Here is a 20,710-nt window from a genome sequence, read left to right on the forward strand (position 1 = left end):
GCCCCGGTCGGCGGGGAGGCCGACCGGGGCTGGGTCCGTGCGGATGCGCCGGCAGGAGTGCGCCCCGGGCGTGCGCCGCGGGTGGGCGGGTCAGTGCCGGTGGCGGGTCAGTGCCGGTGGCCGCCTGCGTGGTCGGGGGTGTGGTGGAGGTGCTGGACGACGCCGTGGTGGCGGAGACCGGTGTGGTGCCATCCGGCCGCGTGGCGGCGGTCGGTGTCCACGGCACGGTGGCCGCTGCCCCAGGCGAAGACACTGACGAGGCGGCCGCGCGCGTCGCGCAGGGTGGCGGTGTCGGTGTTGACGTCCCACACGCGCGTACGGCGGTCCTGGTACAGGTCGGTCCTGGTGTCCCGGCCGACCCCGGTGTGCACGCGGACGGTGGCCCGGCCCGCGAGCAGCACGTGGCGGAAGGTGTAGGTGTGGCCGTCCCGGTCGGACAGCGTCCAGCTGTCCAGGTTCATCGCCCGGCGGGTGTTGTTCGTGATGTCCACCCACTGCTCGTTCAGCGAACGGTTGGACCGGGCGTCCCGGCCCTGCCAGGCGTGCTGTACGCCGCTGATGTACACCTCTGCCCGGTGCGTACGGCCCGGCTGGGGTCCGGCCGCCGCGGCGGGAAGCGCCGCGGCGCCGACCAGGGCGGCGGCCACTGCGGTGGCTGCGGTGATACGGCGGACGGAAGAAGAAGCGGACACAGGGTCCCCCTTCGCGAGGATGCACGGGTCGGCGGCCGGTCGGCCGCGCAGCCACACCCTGCAGCCTTCGTCCCGTTCTGCCGCGTTGACGCGCATGGCATTACGGATCCGGGAGCAATCCATAACTTTTACCGTAGCGGCCGTTTACATCCCGAATATGGAGATTTGACGCCGTATCGGCTGAGGTCAGCTCACGGGCAGCGCCCGGGTGCGCTCGATACGGACGGCCTCAAGGTCCCGCGGGTCGAGGCCCAGCAGCCGCAGGATGGTCGGGGCGATCTGCGTGGTGTGCACCCGTCCGTCGACGCGTACGCCGCGCGGGGTGGTGGCGCCGGAGACGACGAGCGGGACGTCGAGATCGTCGGCGTGGGCGCCTCCGTGCTCGGCTATCTTGCCCTTGCCGCCGGTGTAGACGACGCCGTACTGGGTGACGCCGACCAGGTCGGGCACGCGGGAGTCGCCCGGCCGGGCGTGGAAGTACCGGGCGGCGTCCGCACCCGCGTACAGGGTCCGCAGACCACTCGCCGTGAAGGGCCTGGCCCCGCCGTCGATGTCGTTGCCCGTGCCGGACCGGGCGAGCAGGTAGGCCTTGGCGAAGTCGGTGGCGGCCGGGGAGCGGTCGGTGAGCCAGATCAGCATGGCGTCGTCGTCCACCGCGTGGGCGACCAGGTCACCGGAGCCCGGGTGGGCCGCCTTCCAGGCCGAGTTGAGGCCGTCGAGCAGGGGACCGTCGTCGATGCGGGTCAGCGCCTTGGGATCGGTGGGCGACTGTCCGTGCTTGGCGGACAGGATGACGGTGGTGCTGTCGGCGAGGTGCCGCTCGCGGAGTTCGGTGAGGAAGGCGCCGACCTGCCGGTCCACGAAGTCGAGGTTCTTCACCAGGAGCGGGCCGGGCACGCCCTTCGCCTGGTAACCGCCCGGCAGACCATCGGAGTCGGGCAGCTTCTGGGCGGTCGAGACGGACTGGAAGTTCATGCCGAAGACCGCGGGGGTGCCGACCTCGTGGGTACGGCTGTGGTCGTAGCCGTCGATCTCGTTGAGCACGGCCTGCGCCTTGTACCCGTCGTACTGCTCGGTCGCGGCGTTGTCCTTCGTCCAGTCACCCGCGGCGTAGCCGATGGCCTTGCTGTTGATCTCGGGCGTGAACAGGTCCTGGATGCCCTTGCCGGACGGCCCGTTCAGGATGTCGTAGGCGGCGTGCTTGTCGGACCACGCGGTGCGCAGTCCGGCCGTGCGGACCACATCGAAGACGGTGTTCACGCGCAGGTAGGAGTGCGGGTAGAGCGGTGTGCACGTCTTCGGGTCGACCGGGAGCTTCGCCGGGTCGATGAGGCTGGTGGGGTCGCCGGTCATGTGCAGGATGCTGCCGGGCAGGCCGCTCAGGCCCTGGCCGGCATCGAGGGAGTCGGGGTTCTTGTCGAGGTCCTCGGTGAGGTCGACCTCGGCGCCGGGCTTGACGCCGGTGCACTTGGTCGTGCCGGGCGGGAGGAGGGCGGAGCTGTAGGTGTCGTCGTAGTAGACGCCCGTGGTGCCCGGGTCGCCGCCCGTGAGCTGGCCGACCATGCCCGGGAAGGAGTCGGAGGGGTTGGTGGTCGCCGCGTGGGTGTACTGCACGCCGGCGGCGGTGAGCCGGGCCAGCGCCGAATGGGGGTGACGGGCGATGTACCAGGCGAGGTCGGACTGGTGCAGCCCGTCGACGGACAGCAGCAGCACATGCCGGGCCGCCGGGTGCGGGTGGGCGGACGCGTGCGCCGGACCGGGCGCGGCCGCGGCGGTGAGCGCGCCGACCGCGGCCAGCGCGGCCGCGGCCGCCGTGACGGTGCGTGCGGGGTGGGCCGGACGTCTGGACATGGCTTCTCCTCGGACTGTGTCGAGCGGGCTAGCGGGTGCGTGTCGTGCACCGACATCCGAGAGCCGGAACATGTACGCAAGCGGACCGTCACACCGCGTTCAGCCCAAGAAACGCATCGCCCCGGGCAAAGACTTCCGCCTCCTGACAGCTGGTCAGGCCGCAGAACACGGCATTCCGCGCAAGTCGTGGTCCAGGATGGGTGCATGGCAACCCTGCTGGCCTTTCACGCGCATCCGGACGACGAGGTGCTCCTGACGGGAGGCACGCTCGCGCGCGCCGCCGCCGAGGGGCATCGTGTAGTCATCGTGGTCGCCACGGACGGGCTCATGGACGCCGTGCCGGAGGGCGGGGCGCCACGGCTGGACGAACTTCGGGCGAGTGCGGCCGTGCTGGGCGTGCGGCGTGTCGCGCATCTGGGGTACGCGGACAGCGGCCACGGTGCGGTGCTCTGTCCGGATCCGCCGGACCGGGCGCGCTTCATGCGGGCCGATCCGGAGGAGGCGGCCGAGCGGCTGGCCGCCATCCTCCGCGAGGAAGGGGTGGACCTGCTGCTCAGCTACGACGCACAGGGCGGGTACGGCCACCGCGACCACGTCAGGGTGCACGAGGTCGGCAGGCGTGCCGCCGAACTCGCCGGGGTGCCGCGTGTGCTGGAGGCGACCATCCCCCGCGACGTGGTGGCGCGCCTGGTGAAGCTGGTGCGCGTGCTGAGGATTCCGTGGCGGTACGACCCGGACATGGTGCGCACCGCCTACAGCTCGCGCGCGGCCATCACCCACACCGTGGATGTGCGCCGGTTCGCGGCGCGGAAACAGGCGGCTCTCGCCGCTCATCGTTCGCAGGTGTCGGGCACGGGCCGCCTTGCTCCGGTGATGAAGGTGCTGACCCGGATCCCGGCCCCTGTCTTCGGGTGGCTGCTCGGCCGCGAGTGGTACGTCGAGGCACCTGCGACGGCGCCGGCCGACGTCGTCACCGGCATCTTCCGACCGGCCTCGTGACGTCTGCCGGGCCGGCTCACATCCGTTCCGGTGCGGAGACACCGAGAAGGTGCAGCCCGTTGCGCAGCACCAGTCTGCTCGCCTCCGTCAGCCACAGCCGGGCCCGGGTACGGTCGTCCGGGGTCTCGCCGGCCCGCGGCAGGACCCGGCAGGCGTCGTAGAAGCGGTGGTACGTGCCGGCCAGCGCCTCCAGGTAGTGCGCCACCCGGTGTGGCTCGCGCAGCGTGGCCGCGGTGGCCACGACCTGCGGGAACTCGGCCAGCGTGGCCAGCAGGTCCGCCTCCCGTCCGTGGGTGAGCAGGGCGGGGTCGAAGTCCTGCGGCGCACCCTTGTCGATCCCGGCTTGCCTCCCCTTGCGCAGTACGGAGCAGGGCCGGGTGTGCGCGTACTGGACGTAGTAGACCGGGTTGTCGTTCGACTGCCGGGTCAGCAGGTCGATGTCCAGGTCGATCATCGAGTCCACGCCGGCCCGCGCCAGCGCGTACCGCGCGGCGTCGACGCCGACCGCCTCGGTCAGGTCGTCCAGGGTGAGGACCGTACCCGCCCGCTTGCTCATCCGCACCGGCCTGCCGTCCTTGACCAGGTTGACCAGTTGGCCGATCAGGATCTCCAGGTGCCGGTCCGGGTCGTCGCCGAAACACGCCGCCATGGCCCGCATCCGGCCGACGTAGCCGACGTGGTCGGCGCCGAGCATGATGACGACCCGTTCGAAGCCCCGGGAGCGTTTGTTCAGGTAGTAGGCGCAGTCCGCGGTGAAGTACGTCCAGGAGCCGTCGCCCTTCACCAGGACCCGGTCCTTGTCGTCGCCGAAGTCCGTGGTGCGCAGCCAGAGCGCGCCGTCGGCCTCGTAGACATGGCCGCCGTTCCGCAGCCGGGTGACGGCGGCGTCCAGGTCTCCCCGGTCGTGCAGGTCCTTCTCGTTGAAGTAGGTGTCGAAGTGGGTTCCGAACGCGGCGAGCGAGGTCTTGATCTCCTCGAACATCAGCTCCGTGCCCACCGTCCGGAACACGGCGGCGGACTCGCTCTCCGGCAGGTCCAAGGCGCCGGGGTGGTGCCGCAGCACCGCGTCCGCTATCTCCTCGATGTACGCGCCGCTGTAGCCGTCCTCGGGCACCGGCAGGCCCCGTGCGGCGGCGAGCAGGGAGCGGGCGAAGCGGTCGATCTGTACGCCGGCGTCGTTGAAGTAGTACTCCCGCGACACCTCGGCGCCCGCGGCCTCGAGCAGCCGGGCGAGGACGTCGCCCACGACCGCCCAGCGGGCTCCGCCGATGTGCACCGGGCCGGTGGGGTTGGCGGAGACGAACTCCAGGTTGAGCCGCAGGCCGGCCAGCCGGTCGGTGCGGCCGTAGGCGTCTTCGGCCAGGACGATGTCCCGTGCCAGGGCGCCGATCGCCGCGGTCTCCAGCGTGATGTTGAGGAACCCGGGGCCGGCGACCTCGGCCTTCGCGACTCCGGGGGCCGCGCTCACCAGCGGCGCCAGTACCTCGGCGACGGTCCGGGCGGGCAGGCCCGCGGACTTGGCGAGTTGCAGGGCGACATTGGTCGAGTAGTCGCCGTGGGCGCGGTGCCGGGGGCGCTCCACGCGGATCTCCTCGGGCACCTTCCCCGAGATGTGTCCGGACTGGATGGCCGTGCGAATGCCGTCGGAGATGACGGCCGCGAGATCTGCTGGAGTCACAGGGCCGACGCTAGCCGAGCCGAGGATGCCGCCGACATCGGTTTTCCGGGTGGTGGTCACCGGCCGGACGAAGCCTGCTCGGCAATGTCCAGCGGGACTCCTCAACCGCTGTGCTGCTTCGCGTAGTTGTAGACGGTCGCCCGGGACACACCCAGCAGGTCCGCGATGGTCTGTGCGGCATCGCGCGAGTCGAAGTAGCCGTCCCGCTGCAACTGCCGTACGAGCGCCTTCTTGTCCTCCCGGCTCAGCGATCGGGGAGTCGCGGCGCGCTCCGCGGCACGTGCCTCGACCGCCTGACGCAGCTCGCGGGCGGTGCGGTCCCGCAGGGTCTCCAGGGGCTGTTCGCGGTGCTCGGTGTCCGTGGCCACCAGGTTGGACAGGGCGAGGGTCACCGGTGACAGCACGGACACGTCCAGGTTCAGGCAGAGCGCCGCGATGTACTCCCCCGCGGCGTTCCTGATGCCGATGGACGTGCTCTTCGCGGGGCGGCCGTCGGGGAACTGGTTGGGGTAGTTCTGGATGACGCTGGGGTAGCCGGGGTCCGCGATGCGGGCCAGGCCCAGCTCCGTGGCGGAGTCGCCGACCCCGCGGCCGGAGAGGTTGTTCTCGATCGCCCGGATCGCATGCTCGGGATCCCGCAGGTCGTGCAGCACCACCTCGCACAGCCCCGGGAACATGCGCCCCAACGCCACGGCGATCTTCTCGGCCTCATGGATGAGGTGCTCGTCGGCCTCCGCCGCTTCCATGGGAAGCCTCTCCCAGAGTTCTTGGACCGATTTTCCATCTCTGGATACCCAGTCTAGGCGAGACCTCATGTTTGTCCACCGGGTGGCGGTGGGTGTCGGCCAGGGCGTTGATCGTCTGTGCCCTCAGTGCCCGTCGCTTCCTCAGTGGCCGTCGGCGGCCTGCCCCGTGTCCCGGAACAGGCCGCCGGTGTCCGGCGGTGCCGCCGTTACAGCGCGCGTTCCAGGCGGTCCGCCATCAGCTTGACGAAGCGGGCGGGGTCCTTGGGCTGGCCGCCCTCGGCGAGTACCGCGAGCCCGTGCAGGAGTTCCGTGGTCTCGGTGAGCCCGGTGCGGTCCTCGCGCTCCTGGTACGCCTGGTTGAGGCCCTTCACCAGCGGGTGGCCCGGGTTGAGCTCGAGGATCCGCTTGGCGCGCGGCACCTCCTGGCCCATCGCGCGGTACATGTTCTCCAGCGCCGGGGTCAGGTCGTTCGCGTCGGAGACGACACAGGCCGGGGAGACGGTCAGGCGGGAGGACAGGCGCACCTCCTTGATGTCCTCGTCCAGTTGCTCCTTCATCCAGCCCAGCAGGCCAGCGTAGTCCTCGTTCCGCTTCTCCCGCTCGCCCTCGGAGGTGCCGTCGTCCTTTGCGTCGAGGTCGATCTGCCCCTTGGCGACGGACCGCAGCTTCTTGCCCTCGTACTCACCGACCGCGTCCGCCCACACCTCGTCGACGGGGTCGGTGAGCAGCAGCACCTCGATGCCCCGGTCCCGGAAAGCCTCCATGTGCGGGGAGTTCTCGATGCTCTGTCGGGACTCGCCGGTGAGGTAGTAGATGTCCTCCTGGCCGTCCTTCATCCGCTCCACGTAACTCTTGAGCGTGGTCGGCTCGGTGTCGTCGTGCGTGCTGGCGAACGAGGCGAGGGCGAGGATGGCGTCGCGGTTCTCCGGGTCGGTGACCAGCCCCTCCTTCAGGACGGTGCCGAACTCCCGCCAGAACGTGGTGTACCGGTCCCGGTCCTTGGCCATCATGTCCTTGACCGTGGACAGGACCTTCTTCGTCAGCCGGCGCCGCATCATCTCGATGTGGCGATCCTGCTGGAGGATCTCGCGGGACACGTTGAGCGAGAGGTCGGCCGCGTCGACGACACCCTTGACGAAGCGGAGGTACGGCGGCAGCAGCGCCTCGCAGTCGTCCATGATGAAGACGCGCCTGACGTACAGCTGCACGCCGCGCCGGAAGTCCCGCGTGAACAGGTCGTGCGGTGCGTGCGCGGGAAGGAAGAGCAGGGCCTGGAACTCGAAGGTGCCCTCCGCCTGCAGCCGGATCGTCTCCAGCGGGTCGCGCCAGTCGTGCCCGATGTGCTTGTACAGCTCGTGGTACTCATCGTCGGACACCTCGTCCCGCGACCGCGCCCACAGCGCCTTCATCGAGTTCAGCGTCTCGGGTTCACGCGGCTCCTCGCCCTCGCCCCGCTCCGGGACCATCCGGATGGGCCAGGTGATGAAGTCCGAGTAGCGCTTGACGATCTCCCTGATCTTCCACGGGGAGGTGTAGTCGTGGAGCTGGTTCTCGGGGTCGGCCGGCTTGAGGTGGAGGGTGACCGAGGTGCCCTGCGGCGCGTCGTCGACCGGCTCCAGCGTGTACGTGTCCTCGCCGCGCGACGTCCAGCGGGTGCCGTGGCTCTCGCCGGCCCGCCGGGTGACCAGGGTGACCTCGTCCGCCACCATGAAGCCGGAGTAGAACCCGACGCCGAACTGGCCGATGAGCCCCTCCGCGCCCGCCGCGTCCTTGGCCTCCCGCAGCTCCTGGAGGAACTTCGCGGTGCCGGAGTTGGCGATGGTGCCGATGAGCTGCCCGACCTCGTCGTACGACATCCCGATGCCGTTGTCCCGCACGGTGAGGGTGCGGGCGTCCTTGTCGATGTCGATCTCGATGTGCAGATCGGACACGTCGGCGTCCAGCGAGTCGTCCCGCAGCTTCTCCAGACGCAGCTTGTCCAGCGCGTCGGAGGCGTTGGAGACGAGCTCCCGCAGGAAGACATCCTTGTTGGAGTAGACCGAGTGGATCATCAGCTGCAGCAGCTGACGGGCCTCCACCTGAAACTCGAGCGTTTCAGTCGGCATGTTCGCGCGTTCCTCCCAGATGTGATCGCCGTACTTGCTGTCAGCCACTGTAAAACACCATGTCAGGGCGATGGACGGATACGGCTGCGGTGGCTGGAGACGCCCGCGGTGGCTGGATTCAGCCCCCCGCCCCCCGGGCCAGGCCCGGATCGGTTCCGCGCCTCGATTACCCCGCAGGTCATCGACCGTGGTACGCGTCGACGGCAGGATCGTGCACAGCACAGCAGCCGACACAACGGAGGACACCATGACCGCCTACGCGATCGCGCACCTGCGGGAAGCCGCTCCGCACCCGGAGATCGCCGAGTACATCGCCCGCATCACCGCCACCTTCGAACCGTACGGCGGCCGGTTCCTCGTACACGGCGATCCGCACGAGGTGAAGGAGGGCGCATGGCCCGGGCACGTCGTCGTGATCGGCTTCCCGTCGATCTCCGACGCACGCGCCTGGTGGGACTCGGAGGCGTACCAGGCCATCGCGCCGCTGCGCGCCCGGCACATCGAGGGTGACATCATCCTGGTTCCGGGCGTGAGCGCGGACTACGACGCGGCCGTCACGGCACGGAAAATGCTTCAGGCCCTTCCCCCCTCCCGCTGATCCACGGGAGTCAGTCGAAGAAGTCGCGGTTCCTGCGCACGAACTCGGCGAACCCGAGCGCCGCACGGCCGGTGAGGTCGGGCACGGTCGAAGTGACCGTCCCGGCACCGCCGTCGCGGTACGCGCGGGCCACTCCGATCAACGCGTCGGCGTGGAACTCCGGCAGGCCACGACGCAGCATGACCGCGCGCGCCTCGTCGTCGGGCAGGCCGACATGGCGCACCGGTCTGCCGAGAACGCGGGAGAACTCCTCCGCGGCCTCGGCGTAGGTCAGCGCCTCGGGCCCGGTGAGATCGTGGACGCGACCGTCGTGGCCCTCGGTGGTGAGCACGTGTGCGGCGACCCGGGCGATGTCGCCGGCGTCGATGAAGCTGATGGGTGCGTTGATCAGCGGCAGGCTGAACTCCCCGGCGGTCCGGATCGACGGCTGGCGCAGGAAGTTCTGCAGGTAGAAGTTGGGCCGCAGGATCGTCCAGGGCAGCCCCGAGGTCACCAGTGCCTGTTCGACGGGCCGATGGAGCCGGGCGATCGGCGTCAGTCCCTCGTCGGCCCGCCAGACCGACAGCTTGACCACCCGGGCACCCACCGCACGGGCGGCCCGCACCATGTTCAGTTCGTGCGTCGTCTGGTCGGGGCTCGTGGCGCCGACCAGAAACACGGTGTCGATGCCGTGGAGTGCGGGTGCGAGCGTATCCGGGACCGCCAGGTCGAGCGTCACCGCGTGACCGCCCGACTCGATCACCCGGGCCGTCGTCCGTGGATCACGGTAGGCCGCGCGGGCGGGCACGCCGTCGGCGGCGAGGCGGGCGAGCAGAGCGCTGCCGACGTTCCCGCTCGCGCCGGTCACCAGAATCATGGTCACGTCCTCAGGTCGGTGGTTCGGGTACACGGCGGCGTTTCAGGCAGTTTCGCATCCGGACGATCGACGGCCGGGGGAAATTCCCTACCACGGTGGCCGGAAAGGGCGGAGACTCGACCCATGGCTGACATGGCGTCGTTCCGGGAGGCGGTCGTCGCATGGGCGGGCGGCGGCCCCGGCGACCCCGCGCGCGAGTTGGCCGCGCGACTGGACGTACGGGCCGCCGTCCTGCTCGAAGGGCTGAGCGACGTCGCAGCGGTCGACGCACTGGCCGCGCGCCGCGGCCGGAACCTGGCGGCCGAAGGCGTCTGTGTCCTGCCGATCGGCGGTGCGATGAGCGTAGGGCGCTTCGCCCGGCTCCTCGGGGCATCCGGCCTGGGCCTGCGGCTCACAGGACTGTGCGACGAGGCCGAGCGTGGCTACTACGCCCGCGCCCTGGACGGGGCCGGCCCGGCACCGCACGGATTCTTCGTCTGTGCGGCGGATCTGGAGGACGAGCTCATCCGCGCGCTGGGCGTGACACGGGTGCGGGAGCTCGTCCGGGCGGAGGGCGAACTGCGGTCCCTGCAGACCTTCTCGCGCCAGCCCGCGCAGCAGGGCCGCACCGCGCACCAGCAGTTGCGGCGCTTCCTCGGCACGAAGAAGGGGCGCAAGATCCGCTACGGCCGGGTCCTCGTCGAGGCCCTCGCCCCCGATCGCGTGCCCGCTCCCCTCGACGGCCTGCTGACCAGTCTCTGAGCGCGGGGAACGCCGATGACGGCGCAAGAACTCGGGCAGACGCGTGGATCATTCGGGGTGATGGGCCGATGTCGCCGGGCCGCGCTGCCTTCGTGCGTGGATCGGCCCTCCCGGTGCGTACCAGCCCGCCTTCTTCCGTACGGCGGGACTCGGGTCGTTGGCCTGGGACTCCCCCAAGGCAGCGGCGGCGCGTGCGTCGGAGCATGCGAACGTGCCGACCAGCTCGACGGCCATGGCCCGGACGTGCGGGTCGGGACCCGCGGCCAGGTGGTGCAGCGCGGGCTCGAGGACCCGGTCCGGGCCCGGCGCACAGGTGTCACCCTTGCACCGGTCGCAGGCCAGGGCATGGAACGCGGCGATCCTGACGCGGGCGTCGGGATCGCCGGCCATGGCGACGAGTTCGCCCATCGAGTCGGTGTCGACCAGGTGGTCGAGAAGCCTGCAGCAGCCCTCCCTGACGGCGGGATTCGCGTCGCGGAGGCCGGCCCGGATGGCGCTCACCGCCCGGTCCCCGCGGCTGAGCAGCTCGCGGTATGCCGCGGTCAACCAGGTGTACCGCGAGTTCTTCGCGGACTGCCCGCGGTTTCCGGCCCGGACGACCGTCGTCACCCATCTGGTGCGTGAGGGCGTGCGTGTCGAGATCGACGGTGTGGCCGCTCTGGCGCGGTAGCGCGGCGGCCTTACGAGACGGCCCCCAGCTGGCGCAGCTGTGAGAAGACATCGACCACGCCCCAGATCTCGGCGATCCGGCCGCCCTCGAAACGGAAGACGAAGATCTCGCCGTAGGTGACGGACCTGCCGGTCGGCGGCATCCCCCGGTACTCGCCCCGGTGGGTCCCGGTCACCGTGTTCCTGGCCACGACCCTGTCCCCCTCGGCGATCACATCCTCGACCGCGACGTGAACGTCGGGGAAGGCGCGAAGCAGCACCGCCCACACCTGCTTCAGGGCCTGCGTTCCCGTCATGCCCATCGGGACCGGTGCGTGGAACTGCACGTCGGGCGCCACGAGCTCATCGATCGTCTTCGAGATGAGCTCCAGGTCCCTGGTGCTCAGAGCCTCGTGAAAACGTGTGGCGGTCGCCTTGTTACGCGTTGCCTCATCTGCTGACATACGACTTCTCCTCCGCTCTCGCAGCTGACTGCACATCTGACGGACCAACCCGCCAGGATGTGACACGTCCACCGGATATTCCGTTGAGGGCCCCGGGAACGGGCCGTAGGGTCGCCCGTATGTCTCTGCGCCTTCATATGCGTCAGGCCCTGCGAGAAGCGATGCGGGCCCGCGACAAGGTCGCGGTGAGCGCCTTGCGTTCGACGCTCGCCGCGGTGGACAACGCCGAGGCGGTACCGGTGGGCGCGGCCGAGCTGCGCGGCTCGGCCATCGAACAGGTACCGCTCGGTGTCGGCGCCACCGAGGCTGCCCGGCGTGAGCTGAGCGAACAGCACATCACCGACATCGTGCGAGCCGAAGCCGACGAACGGCTCGCGCTCGCAGAGCAGTTCACGGCGCCCGCTCAGGCCGACCGGGCCGCACAGCTCCGCGCGGAGGCCGCCGTCCTGCTCCGGCTCCTGGACTGATCCGGCGGCGGGTCGCCTCGTCGAGGAGGTGTCACTTCAGGATGTTGACCGCCCGGGCGACCACGAGGACCACGGTCACCAGGGACACCGATGACTGGAGCATCATCAGCATCTTGGACCAGCGGGACAGCGGCATGACGTCGGTCGGGCTGAAGGCGGTGGCGTTGGTGAAGGAGAGGTAGAGGTAGTCCAGGAACGCCGGTTCCCAGTCGGGCGGGGCCAGTTCCGGGCTCTGCATCTGTACGAAGAGGAAGTCGGGGAACTGGTGCTGCCCCTCGACCCGGGCCATGGGGCCGCCCCGGTCCCACTCCCAGTACCACAGGGCGAACACGATGACGTTCGTGACCCAGATGACACCACCGGTCAGCAGGAGCGGGACCGCGCTGTCACCCCCTTCGCCGCTCACCAGGTCCCCCACGAGCCGCAGCGCCGCCCAGCCGTTGGCCAGGCTGATGACGCAGGTCAGGGCCAGCCCCAGGTACCGCAGCAGGCGGGTACGGGGCTCCACGCGCCGGGGGTTGGCCGCGATCAGTCCGGCCAGCAGCACCAGCTCCAGGGCGGGCAGCGCCCAGACGGTCCGGAGGAGGATGAGGCGGTGCGGCAGGATCAGCTGCAGGGCGACGGCGGCCAGGATCACCGCCGTCACCGTCCAGCGCGGCTCACCGCGGGTCGCCCGGCGCCAGGCGGGGATCAGTTCGCGTTCCCCGCTCTCCAGCAGTCGCTCGATCCTGGCCAGTCGGCTCCGAGCGTCAGCCATGTCGTCGTTCATGACGAGGATTGTCCCGGGCGGGCGAGCGCCGACGGGAGCCGGGACTCCCGTGAGGATGCCGAACCATCCGCCGACCTGGGTCATGGCATGCGGCTGCGCGCCGGGTTGGAAGGCGCCGACGGCCAGGAAGAGGTAGGTGAGCATGAGCGGGGCGAGCACCGCCGGCACGGCGACGCTGACCCGCAGCGCGGCGACGGACATGAAGGCGGTGAAGATCAATGGCGCCGGCCTGCTTCAGCAGGTTGGTGTTGCTGATCGGGAGCATCAACGTGGTCAGGGCGAAGCCGGCCAGGCCCAGCGGGGCCGGGCCGCCGCACACCACCAGGCGCGGGGTCGGTCAGGGTTCGCGGTGCTCGTGGGCCGCCTGTTCCAGTGCCTCCGCCTCGGCCTGGGCGATGCGGGTCTCGGCGGCCACGTCGATCGAGCGGGTCAGCCACCAGTACAGCAGCGCGGAGACCGGAAGGCCGATGAACAACGAGATGTCGGCGCCGCCGAGCGCCTTGGCGGCGGGCCCCACGTACAGGGTGCCGACGGAGAAGAACGGGATCATGGCGGCGAAGCCGACCAGGTAGGAGATGATGCCGTGCCAGCCCCAACGGCCGTAGATGCCATGGGGGTTGAAGATCTCCGCGATCGCGTAGTGGCCGCGGCGCACGACGTAGTAGTCCATGAGGTTCACCGCGGTCCACGGGATGAACAGGTAGAGCACCAGCAGCAGGAAGTTGTTGAAGTTCTCGAGGAAGTGGGAGGTCGCGGCCAGTGCGCCGACCAGGGAGAGGGCCGCGGTCAGTCCGATGGTCAGCAGGCGTACGCCCAAGGTCGGCCGCACCCGCTTGAACGAGTCGATGCCGCTGATGAGGGTCAGCGAACCGCCGTACATGTTCAGCGCGGTGACGGACACCAGGCCCAGTGCGGCGAAGAGCAGCACGATCGCGCCGAAGCCGTCGAACACCTTGTCACCGGCCGCGTTGATCGACTTGATCGTCTCGAAGTCCTTGCCGGCCCAGGCGGCGAGCAGCGTGCCGAGGACCATCAGCCAGATGCCGCCGAGCGCGGAGCCGAAGTACGTCCAGTAGAAGGTCTTGCGGACCGTCACGTCCGGCGGGAGGTAGCGCGAGTAGTCGGAGACGTAGATGGCCCAGCTGATCTGGTAGCCGGCGACCACGCCGAACTGCGCGAGGAACGGCGTCCACTTGAAGGCGCCGAGGTCGAAGGAGCCCGCCGGATAGTGCAGGGTGACGAGGACACCGACGGTGAAGATCCCGAAGACGACCAGGAAGGTGTACGTCAGCACCCGCTCGGCCTTGTGGATGATGTCGTAGCCCACCAGCGCGACAACGAGCGCCACCATGGTGACCACGACCACCCACAGTTTGACGCTGCCGTGCAGGGTGGTGTGCAGGGAGTCGGCGGCGAGGATGCTGTTGAAGACGTTGAACCCCGCGTACTGCACATAGGCGAAGAGCCACACCAGGAGGGCGCCGACGTAGCCGAACTGGGGCCGCGACTGGATCATCTGCGGCAGACCCAGCTGGGGTCCCTGCGCCGAGTGGAAGGCCATGAAGAAGGTGCCGATGACGGTGCCGGCCACGATGGCCAGCAGGGACCAGATCAGGTTGCCGCCCTCGGTGATGCTGATGAGTCCCACGGCCAGGGTCGCGATCTGGGCGTTGGACATGAACCACAGCGGGCCCAGGTGCCAGAGCTTGCCGTGCCGCTCGTCCAGGGGGACGTAGTCGATGGACCGGACCTCGAGGCCGGACACCCTTGGCTCTGCTGATGCGCTCATGACGTCTCCCGGCGGCCGGTCTGGCTGTGGGACACATTGTGATCCGTTGGGGACCCGGTGACGAGTGGTGGGAAGACATGGGCAGCCGAGATTGTGGGCAGCAGCGGGGAATCCGCCGGTCAGGGCACGCGTCGCCTGGGTGATGACGGCGCGCTACGACTGGTCACGTTCGGTACGCCGGTCCGCGCCCGGGTGCACATCAAGTCCAGTGCAGGGCGTCCGAGAGGCGGACGAAGCGGTGGCCGGTGGCCAGCAGGTGCGGGACGGCACTCGCGATGCCTCGTGCGGTGCCGCCCTCGGGGTGGTTCATGTGGCACAGCACGACGGAACCGGCCCGCGCCGAGGCGACGGTGGCGTGGACCTGCTCGGCGGTGAAGGTGGCGCCGCCGTCACCGTTGACGGAGAAGCTCACGAAGCGCTCCCCGAGGTCGGTGACGATGCGGGCCGCGACGTCGTCGCAGTACGCGGTGCCAGACCGGAAGAACCGCGGCGGAGCGCCGAGCAGGCGGGTCAGCTTGGCCTGGTTCCCGGCGATCTCGTCGTACACCTCGCCGGCGCCACGGGTACCGGGGATGCCGTACGCGGAGCGGCCGGTGACGGACAGCGGGCGGTGCCGGGTGCCGTGGTTGGCGATCTCGAACAGCGGGTCGGCGGCCAGCCGGTGGAACTCCGCGGGGTTGGCGTCGATCCAGCGGGAGTTGATGAACAGCGTCGCCGGGATGTGCCGTGCGCGGAGGAAATCGACCAGCGCCCGGTCATAACCGCTGCCGCCCGGGCCGCCGCACGCGTCGAAGGTCAGCGCGACGTCGCGGGTCGTGTGCGGCAGGGTGTGGACCACGCCCGGGGCGTCGAAACCCCAGGTGTGCGGCGCGCTGCGCCCGTAGCGGGCCACGATCTCCGCGCGGGTGACGGCAGGCCGCGCGGCGGAGGCCGCGGCCGAGGGGTGGGCACCCGGGGTTGGCGTGGCCGCCTCGCCCGCGCCCGTCCCCGCCGGGCCGGACGAGGAGGCGGCGGAGGTGCCGCCGCCGTTCTTCGTGCCCGTGCAGCCGGCGAGCAGTCCGCCCGCCATGACGGCCAGCACGGCACGGCGACCAGCCGTCATCCGTTCCTCCACACCTGATCGAGGGCCTCCACCATCGGCAGCCACCCACCACGGAAACGGTATGCAGCGGACCGGGCGTGACCGTGAAGACACCGGTAAGAGATCATCGAGAATCGGGCGCGAGTCACGGGCTGCGAGGCGTGCCGCGGACCGGACATCGCTTCCTCTGTCGCTTCTTCCGGTGGTGTCGGATCCGGCTTCACACGTCCCGCTTCCCGATGACGAGTACGGCGACGGCCACGGCGGTCAGCGGCCACAGTGCGTACACGGCCCAGGAACCGGGGACCGTGGCGCTGAACATGGGGGCGTCGGGGTCCGGTGCCCAGTTCTGGACCAGGCGGTGCCAGGCGCTGACGACCATGAGGTGGTTGACGTCGGCGGACCACCGCTTGGTCTGGGAGAAGACCGTGGGCAGCATCAGCAGCGTGAAGGCGGAGGTGGCCATGGTCGCCGCGCCGTGCCTGATCAGCACGCCCAGGCCCAGCCCGGTCAGTGCGCAGACGGGGGCCAGCAGGGCGGACACCACCAGCGCCCGCGCTACGCCGGGGTGCGTGATCGGGACTCCTGCGTGCCGACCGTCCAGGATGGCCTGGGAGACGAGGAAGGAGCCGGTGGCGACTGCCGTACCCACGACGGTCCAGACAGCCGCGGTGACGGTCGCCTTGGCCACTACCACCTGGCCTCGGGCCGGGACGGCCACGGTGGTGGTGCGGATCAGGCCGCTGCTGTACTCGCTGACGACCGTGATGGCGCCGACGCCGCCGGCGACGAGCATCAGCGTCAGGTAGCCGGGCTCCGGAAACGCGTCGAAGGGGAGGAAGTCGGCGGGCCGGTGCGCGGGCGGGCCGGCGGCAGCCAGGTTGCGGTAGTCGGCGAGTGCCGCCACGGCGGCGGAGCCGATCACGAACAGGACGGCGAGCGCGATCGTCCACCAAGTGGAGCGCAGGGACCGCGTTTTGATCCACTCGGCGGCGATCAGGTCACCGAAGCGGGCGGGCGAGGACGTGGTGAGTGTGGTCATCGGGGCTGTCCTGCCAGGTATTCGACGCTGTCGGCGGTGAGTTCCATGAACGCCTCCTCCAGTGAGGCCGTTTTCGTGGTCAGCTCGTAGAGCGGGATCCGGTGTTCCAGGGCGAGCGCTCCGATCCGGTCCGCGGGCAGCCCGGTCACGGCGAGACGCCCGGCGCCCGCCGGGCCCCGCGGTTGCACCGATGCGCCGGCGGCGGTCAGCACCGCCGCCAACTCAGCGGCCAGCGTGCTGCCCGCCACGACACCGCGGCGCGTACCGCGGGCGGCGAAGGCCTCCAGCGACTCGGCGGCGATGAGCCGGCCCCGTCCGATGACGACCAGCTGGTCGGCGGTGTTCTCCATCTCCGACATCAGGTGGCTGGAGAGGAAGACCGCACGCCCCTCGTCGGCCAGTCGGCGGAAGAGGTGCCGTACCCAGAGAACGCCTTCCGGGTCCATGCCGTTGATCGGCTCGTCGAACAGCAGCACCGGTGGGTCACCGAGCAAGGCGGCGGCGATACCGAGGCGTTGCTTCATCCCCAGCGAGAAGCCGCCGATGCGCCGCCGCGCGACCTCCGCCAGCCCGACCTCCTGAAGCACCTCCTCGACCCGCCGCAGCGGGATGCCGTTGCTGCGGGCCAGGGCGGACAGGTGGGCCGCCGCGCTGCGTCCGCCGTGCACCTGGCCGGCGTCCAGGAGTGCGCCGGCGTGCCGCAGGCCCCGCGGGTGGCCGCGGAAGTCGGCCCCGCCGACCGTGGCGGAGCCGCCGGTGGGTGTGTCGAGGCCGAGGATCAGCCTCAGCGTGGTGGTCTTGCCGGCTCCGTTGGGGCCGAGGAAGCCGGTGACCTGTCCCGGCCGCACGGTGAAGGTCAGTCGGTCGACGGCCGTCTTGCCGCCGTAGCGCTTGGTGAGTTCGTTGACTTCGATCACGGCGACAACGGTGCCCGGAGGCGCCCCGTGCCGGCATGAGGCCGTGGGTGGCAAAGGGCGGGGCGGACTGGCCCACGGGTGTACGTCCCGGGGCCGATGCCGGGGACCGGGGCGGCCGGTTAGTCTCGCGGCATGCCCACCACCGAGCGCCCGGCCGTCTCCGCGTCCTCCGCAGCGCCACGCGACCGCCGCGAGGGCGCGTCGGCGGTGCCGAGAGCGGCGCTCACGGCCTGGGCGGGGGGCGTGCTGTACGTCTTCCTGCTGCTGCTCCTGACGACGGGCGCGCCACGGAACTCGGGCCCCCTGCTCGCCGTGGGGTCGCTGCCGGCGGTGAGCCTGCTCGTCGGAGTGCTGCGGCGGACGCCGCTGACGGCCCTGGCGCTGACGCTGCTCGGTGCCACCGCCGTGGTGGTCGTCCCCAGCCGCTCCACCGTCGCGAGCCTGACCCTGTTCTCTCAGGGCCAGTTCCTTGCGTACCTGGCGGCGGACCTCGTCCTGGGGTACATCGTCGCCACCTGCGGGCGCCGGGCATCCGTCATCGCCGTGTCTCTGGCCTTCTTCGTGCAGTTGATGGCGATCGGCCTCTTCGCACACGGCCCGGACTTGATGATCGTAGACGGGGTGATCGGCCTGCTGGCGATGGCCGCGGCCTGCATGCTCGGGCTGCTGAGCCGCGAGCGCCGCGAGCACGCGACGGCGCTGCGCGCGCAGGAGGTGGCCGAGGCGGTCACCGCCGAACGGCTGCGGATCGCACGGGAGTTGCACGACATGATCGCGCACTCCGTCGGGATCATCGCGATCCAGGCGGGGGTGGGCAGCCGGGTCATCCACACGCAGCCGGACGCGGCCCGCGACGCCCTGCAGGCCATCGAGAGCACCAGCAGGCAGACCCTGTCCGGCCTGCGGCGCACGCTGGTGGCGCTCCGTCAGGCCGAGCCGGAGACGGCGGCACCAGTGCCGCTCGCACCCTCACCCGGTCTCGCGGACGTCGAACGGCTGGCGACGGCGACCGCGCAGGCCGGGGTACGCGTCGAGCTGCGCGTCGGCGGGCAGCAGCGGCCGCTGCCGGCCGATGTGGACCTGTCGGCCTACCGTATCGTGCAGGAGGCGCTGACCAACGTGGTCCGGCATGCGGGCACCGGGCACTGCACGGTGACCATCGCGTACGGGGAGGAGGAGCTGTCCGTGGAGGTCGTCGACGACGGGCGCGGGGTCTCCAAGGACGGCTCGGGCCACGGCTTCGGCATCGTCGGCATGCGGGAGCGGGCAGCCCTCCTGCACGGCCGGTTCAGCGCCGGACCGCGTCCCGAGGGCGGCTTCCGCGTGGTGGCCCGGCTGCCGCTGCCCGAACCCGCCGGTGTCGCGGTGGAGACCCGATGAGCGTCCGGATCGTCCTCGCCGACGACCAGCAGCTCGTACGGTCCGGGCTGCGGGTCCTCATGGCCGACCACCCCGACCTGGAGGTCGTCGGCGAGGCCGCCACCGGCGAGGAGGCCGTCCAGCGGGTCCGGGAGACCGGCCCCGATGTCGTGGTCATGGACATCCGCATGCCCGGCATGGACGGCATCGAGGCCACGCGCCGGATCACGGCCGGCCACGCGTCGAGCCGGGTGCTGATCCTCACCACGTTCGACGAGGACGACCATGTCTACGGCGCGCTGCGGGCCGGGGCCAGCGGCTTCGCCGTCAAGGACATGGCGCTGGACGACATCCTCGCCGCGATCCGTGTGGTCGCCGCCGGCGACGCGCTGCTCGCGCCGGGAGTGACACGCCGTCTGATCGCGGACTTCGCCGAACGCCGGACGCCCGCTCCGGAGCACTCCGCCCGACTGCTCGAGGGCATCACCGAGCGCGAGCGGGAAGTGCTGACCCTGGTCGGACGGGGTCGGTCCAACACCGAGATCGCGCAGGACCTGTTCATCACGGTGGCCACCGCCAAGTCTCATGTCTCCCGGCTGCTCAGCAAACTCGGTGCCCGGGACCGGGTCCAGCTCGTGATCACCGCGTACGAGACGGGCCTGGTCGCGCCGTCGAGCTGAGCGCCGTACGACGACGCGCCCGGCCCCGGTGCCGGGCGAGCTACTCCCGGTGGATCTCGCCCTGCTCGGCGTGGTGGAGGCTGTGACGCCGCTCGCGGGACGAGACGGGCGAAGGTCCTTCGGTGCGCCTTCGGTGCGCCGTGCTCAGCGCGCCCTGCGCCGGCTCCTGATCGGTTCTCCGACCCGGTGCATATGGGTCAGGGCCTCGCGGTAGGACCGGATCAGGCCGGTCTCGTGGTACGGCACGCCGATCTCCGCGCAGTACTCGCGGACGATGATCCGGGCCCGGCGCAGATGGGGTGCGGGCATGCTCGGGAACAGGTGGTGTTCGATCTGGTGGTTGAGCCCGCCGAGCATCACATCGGTGAGCCGGCCGCCGCGGACGTTGCGGGAGGTGAGGACCTGGCGGCGCAGGAAGTCCGGCCGTTCGTCGCCGCTGAACGTGGGCATGCCCTTGTGGTTCGGTGCGAAGGTGCAGCCGAGGTAGACACCGAAGAGGCACTGGTGCACGAGGAGGAACGCGACCGCCTTGGCGGGTGACAGCACCAGGAACAGCGCGGACACGTACGCCGCGAGGTGGAGGAGGAGCAGGACGCCCTCCAGTACCCGGTGCTTCATGGCGGGCGAGCGCAGCGCCCGCACGCTCGCGACGTGCAGGTTGAAGCCCTCCAGCGTCAGCAGGGGGAAGAACAGCCACGCCTGGTGTCCCCCGATGAGCCGGGCCAGGCCGCGGCTGTCGCGGGCCTGGGCGGTGGACCACACCAGGATGTCCGGGGCGACATCCGGGTCGAGTTCCTCGTGGTTGGGGTTGGCGTGGTGACGGGTGTGCTTGTTCATCCACCAGCCGTAGCTCATGCCGATGCCGAGATTGCCGAAGAGCCTGCCCCAGGTCTCGCTCGGCCGGCCGCGCCGGAAGACCTGACGGTGCGCCAGGTCGTGGGCCACCAGCGCCACTTGGCCGAAGCAGAAGGCCAGGAAGGCCGCCACCGCCAGCAGCCACCAGGAGTCGCCGAGCACCAGGAAGGCGCCCCAGCCCGCCGCGAGCAGCGCGGTCACCAGAGTGAGCCGCGCCGTGTAGTAGCCGGGGCGCCGCTCCATCAGGCCCGCCTCGGCGATACGCCGGGACAGCCGGGCGAAGTCGCTGCCGGCTCCGGAACCGGACGTGCGGGCACGCGCGGGGGACGCCTCGGCGGCGGCCGAGGCATGAGTGGAGATCGTCATGCCGTCG

21 protein-coding genes are annotated in these 20,710 nt (G+C 70.7%); 7 read left to right on the forward strand and 14 right to left on the reverse strand.

Features of this window, described 5'->3' with window-relative positions:
- Nucleotides 1-107: 107 nt before the first annotated feature.
- Together ABB07_RS01420 and ABB07_RS01425 are read right to left on the reverse strand one after the other, a co-directional pair.
- The gene (locus ABB07_RS01420) at nucleotides 108-692 is read right to left on the reverse strand and encodes a lamin tail domain-containing protein (RefSeq protein ID WP_244189165.1); all 585 of its coding nucleotides are present in this window, start codon (nucleotides 690-692) and stop codon (nucleotides 108-110) included.
- Between the two features lie 186 nt (nucleotides 693-878).
- Nucleotides 879-2,543 carry an alkaline phosphatase family protein gene (locus ABB07_RS01425; RefSeq protein ID WP_208896842.1) on the reverse strand — a complete coding sequence of 555 codons (1,665 nt, stop codon included), beginning with the start codon at nucleotides 2,541-2,543 and terminating at the stop codon, nucleotides 879-881.
- A 204-nt stretch (nucleotides 2,544-2,747) separates the two neighbouring features.
- Between ABB07_RS01425 and ABB07_RS01430 the strand changes: the two genes are divergently transcribed.
- On the forward strand, nucleotides 2,748-3,542 hold the full coding sequence (locus ABB07_RS01430) for a PIG-L deacetylase family protein (protein WP_208896843.1): 795 nt from the start codon (nucleotides 2,748-2,750) through the stop codon (nucleotides 3,540-3,542).
- Between the two features lie 16 nt (nucleotides 3,543-3,558).
- Here the strand turns inward: ABB07_RS01430 and argS are convergent, their stop codons facing one another.
- The 3 genes from argS to htpG all read right to left on the reverse strand — a co-directional run bounded on the left by argS (nucleotide 3,559) and on the right by htpG (nucleotide 8,071).
- On the reverse strand, nucleotides 3,559-5,220 hold the full coding sequence (gene argS, locus ABB07_RS01435) for an arginine--tRNA ligase (RefSeq protein ID WP_208896844.1): 1,662 nt from the start codon (nucleotides 5,218-5,220) through the stop codon (nucleotides 3,559-3,561).
- Nucleotides 5,221-5,321: 101 nt separating this feature from the next.
- Nucleotides 5,322-5,966, reverse strand: a complete 645-nt coding sequence (locus ABB07_RS01440; RefSeq protein ID WP_208896845.1) for a helix-turn-helix transcriptional regulator — start codon at nucleotides 5,964-5,966, stop codon at nucleotides 5,322-5,324.
- A gap of 206 nt (nucleotides 5,967-6,172) precedes the next feature.
- On the reverse strand, nucleotides 6,173-8,071 hold the full coding sequence (gene htpG, locus ABB07_RS01445; RefSeq protein WP_208896846.1) for a molecular chaperone HtpG: 1,899 nt from the start codon (nucleotides 8,069-8,071) through the stop codon (nucleotides 6,173-6,175).
- 247 nt (nucleotides 8,072-8,318) lie between these two features.
- Between htpG and ABB07_RS01450 the strand changes: the two genes are divergently transcribed.
- Nucleotides 8,319-8,669: a DUF1330 domain-containing protein gene (locus ABB07_RS01450; RefSeq protein ID WP_208896847.1), complete on the forward strand. Its 351-nt coding sequence runs from the start codon at nucleotides 8,319-8,321 to the stop codon at nucleotides 8,667-8,669.
- A 10-nt stretch (nucleotides 8,670-8,679) separates the two neighbouring features.
- On the opposite strand, the gene ABB07_RS01455 is transcribed toward ABB07_RS01450, so the two are convergent.
- Nucleotides 8,680-9,525, reverse strand: coding sequence for an SDR family oxidoreductase (locus ABB07_RS01455; protein ID WP_208896848.1), 846 nt, complete (start codon nucleotides 9,523-9,525; stop codon nucleotides 8,680-8,682).
- Nucleotides 9,526-9,648: 123 nt separating this feature from the next.
- Here ABB07_RS01455 and ABB07_RS01460 point away from each other — a divergent pair, with 123 nt between their 5' ends.
- Nucleotides 9,649-10,266: a TOPRIM nucleotidyl transferase/hydrolase domain-containing protein gene (locus tag ABB07_RS01460; protein ID WP_208896849.1), complete on the forward strand. Its 618-nt coding sequence runs from the start codon at nucleotides 9,649-9,651 to the stop codon at nucleotides 10,264-10,266.
- A gap of 48 nt (nucleotides 10,267-10,314) precedes the next feature.
- On the opposite strand, the gene ABB07_RS01465 is transcribed toward ABB07_RS01460, so the two are convergent.
- Nucleotides 10,315-10,767: a HEAT repeat domain-containing protein gene (locus ABB07_RS01465; RefSeq protein WP_244189166.1), complete on the reverse strand. Its 453-nt coding sequence runs from the start codon at nucleotides 10,765-10,767 to the stop codon at nucleotides 10,315-10,317.
- Between ABB07_RS01465 and ABB07_RS01470 the strand changes: the two genes are divergently transcribed.
- Nucleotides 10,757-10,936: a RidA family protein gene (locus ABB07_RS01470; protein WP_208903833.1), complete on the forward strand. Its 180-nt coding sequence runs from the start codon at nucleotides 10,757-10,759 to the stop codon at nucleotides 10,934-10,936. The two genes, ABB07_RS01465 and ABB07_RS01470, sit on opposite strands and share 11 nt — an antisense overlap.
- A gap of 10 nt (nucleotides 10,937-10,946) precedes the next feature.
- Here the strand turns inward: ABB07_RS01470 and ABB07_RS01475 are convergent, their stop codons facing one another.
- On the reverse strand, nucleotides 10,947-11,378 hold the full coding sequence (locus ABB07_RS01475) for an ester cyclase (RefSeq protein WP_208896850.1): 432 nt from the start codon (nucleotides 11,376-11,378) through the stop codon (nucleotides 10,947-10,949).
- Nucleotides 11,379-11,539: 161 nt separating this feature from the next.
- Between ABB07_RS01475 and ABB07_RS01480 the strand changes: the two genes are divergently transcribed.
- Complete coding sequence (locus ABB07_RS01480; RefSeq protein WP_208903217.1) at nucleotides 11,540-11,845, forward strand: GatB/YqeY domain-containing protein; 306 nt, start codon at nucleotides 11,540-11,542, stop codon at nucleotides 11,843-11,845.
- 31 nt (nucleotides 11,846-11,876) lie between these two features.
- Here ABB07_RS01480 and ABB07_RS01485 read toward each other — a convergent pair whose 3' ends face one another.
- From ABB07_RS01485 to ABB07_RS01505, 5 genes are all read right to left on the reverse strand, one after another.
- The gene (locus ABB07_RS01485) at nucleotides 11,877-12,833 is read right to left on the reverse strand and encodes a GPR1/FUN34/YaaH family transporter (protein WP_208896851.1); all 957 of its coding nucleotides are present in this window, start codon (nucleotides 12,831-12,833) and stop codon (nucleotides 11,877-11,879) included.
- A gap of 118 nt (nucleotides 12,834-12,951) precedes the next feature.
- Complete coding sequence (locus ABB07_RS01490) at nucleotides 12,952-14,403, reverse strand: purine-cytosine permease family protein (RefSeq protein WP_208896852.1); 1,452 nt, start codon at nucleotides 14,401-14,403, stop codon at nucleotides 12,952-12,954.
- A gap of 199 nt (nucleotides 14,404-14,602) precedes the next feature.
- Entirely contained in the window at nucleotides 14,603-15,505 is a 903-nt protein-coding gene (locus ABB07_RS01495; protein WP_244189167.1) for a polysaccharide deacetylase family protein, read from the reverse strand.
- 199 nt (nucleotides 15,506-15,704) lie between these two features.
- Nucleotides 15,705-16,526 carry an ABC transporter permease gene (locus ABB07_RS01500; protein WP_208896854.1) on the reverse strand — a complete coding sequence of 274 codons (822 nt, stop codon included), beginning with the start codon at nucleotides 16,524-16,526 and terminating at the stop codon, nucleotides 15,705-15,707.
- The gene (locus ABB07_RS01505; protein ID WP_208896855.1) at nucleotides 16,523-17,443 is read right to left on the reverse strand and encodes an ABC transporter ATP-binding protein; all 921 of its coding nucleotides are present in this window, start codon (nucleotides 17,441-17,443) and stop codon (nucleotides 16,523-16,525) included. The genes ABB07_RS01500 and ABB07_RS01505 overlap by 4 nt, the downstream gene beginning before the upstream one ends.
- 132 nt (nucleotides 17,444-17,575) lie before the next feature.
- Between ABB07_RS01505 and ABB07_RS01510 the strand changes: the two genes are divergently transcribed.
- On the forward strand, nucleotides 17,576-18,823 hold the full coding sequence (locus tag ABB07_RS01510; RefSeq protein ID WP_208896856.1) for a sensor histidine kinase: 1,248 nt from the start codon (nucleotides 17,576-17,578) through the stop codon (nucleotides 18,821-18,823).
- Complete coding sequence (locus ABB07_RS01515; protein ID WP_208896857.1) at nucleotides 18,820-19,482, forward strand: response regulator; 663 nt, start codon at nucleotides 18,820-18,822, stop codon at nucleotides 19,480-19,482. Before ABB07_RS01510 ends, ABB07_RS01515 begins: the two co-directional genes overlap by 4 nt.
- A 144-nt stretch (nucleotides 19,483-19,626) precedes the next feature.
- Here ABB07_RS01515 and ABB07_RS01520 read toward each other — a convergent pair whose 3' ends face one another.
- Nucleotides 19,627-20,703 (reverse strand): fatty acid desaturase family protein, encoded by a 1,077-nt coding sequence (locus ABB07_RS01520; protein ID WP_208896858.1) that lies wholly within the window; start codon nucleotides 20,701-20,703, stop codon nucleotides 19,627-19,629.
- Nucleotides 20,704-20,710: the final 7 nt, after the last annotated feature.

Source organism: Streptomyces incarnatus, from assembly GCF_001027185.1.
In the GTDB taxonomy this organism is placed as follows: Bacteria; Actinomycetota; Actinomycetes; order Streptomycetales; family Streptomycetaceae; genus Streptomyces; species Streptomyces puniciscabiei.

Bases quoted from the DNA above. Each gene is read 5' to 3' on its own strand.
- ABB07_RS01425 (WP_208896842.1), bottom strand. From the start codon at position 2,543: ATGTCCAGACGTCCGGCCCACCCCGCACGCACCGTCACGGCGGCCGCG.
- ABB07_RS01430 (WP_208896843.1), top strand. From the start codon at position 2,748: ATGGCAACCCTGCTGGCCTTTCACGCGCATCCGGACGACGAGGTGCTC.
- ABB07_RS01440 (WP_208896845.1), bottom strand. From the start codon at position 5,966: ATGGAAGCGGCGGAGGCCGACGAGCACCTCATCCATGAGGCCGAGAAG.
- htpG (WP_208896846.1), bottom strand. From the start codon at position 8,071: ATGCCGACTGAAACGCTCGAGTTTCAGGTGGAGGCCCGTCAGCTGCTG.
- ABB07_RS01450 (WP_208896847.1), top strand. From the start codon at position 8,319: ATGACCGCCTACGCGATCGCGCACCTGCGGGAAGCCGCTCCGCACCCG.
- ABB07_RS01455 (WP_208896848.1), bottom strand. From the start codon at position 9,525: ATGATTCTGGTGACCGGCGCGAGCGGGAACGTCGGCAGCGCTCTGCTC.
- ABB07_RS01460 (WP_208896849.1), top strand. From the start codon at position 9,649: ATGGCTGACATGGCGTCGTTCCGGGAGGCGGTCGTCGCATGGGCGGGC.
- ABB07_RS01470 (WP_208903833.1), top strand. From the start codon at position 10,757: ATGGCGCTCACCGCCCGGTCCCCGCGGCTGAGCAGCTCGCGGTATGCC.
- ABB07_RS01475 (WP_208896850.1), bottom strand. From the start codon at position 11,378: ATGTCAGCAGATGAGGCAACGCGTAACAAGGCGACCGCCACACGTTTT.
- ABB07_RS01480 (WP_208903217.1), top strand. From the start codon at position 11,540: ATGCGGGCCCGCGACAAGGTCGCGGTGAGCGCCTTGCGTTCGACGCTC.
- ABB07_RS01490 (WP_208896852.1), bottom strand. From the start codon at position 14,403: ATGAGCGCATCAGCAGAGCCAAGGGTGTCCGGCCTCGAGGTCCGGTCC.
- ABB07_RS01495 (WP_244189167.1), bottom strand. From the start codon at position 15,505: ATGACGGCTGGTCGCCGTGCCGTGCTGGCCGTCATGGCGGGCGGACTG.
- ABB07_RS01500 (WP_208896854.1), bottom strand. From the start codon at position 16,526: ATGACCACACTCACCACGTCCTCGCCCGCCCGCTTCGGTGACCTGATC.
- ABB07_RS01510 (WP_208896856.1), top strand. From the start codon at position 17,576: ATGCCCACCACCGAGCGCCCGGCCGTCTCCGCGTCCTCCGCAGCGCCA.
- ABB07_RS01515 (WP_208896857.1), top strand. From the start codon at position 18,820: ATGAGCGTCCGGATCGTCCTCGCCGACGACCAGCAGCTCGTACGGTCC.
- ABB07_RS01520 (WP_208896858.1), bottom strand. From the start codon at position 20,703: ATGACGATCTCCACTCATGCCTCGGCCGCCGCCGAGGCGTCCCCCGCG.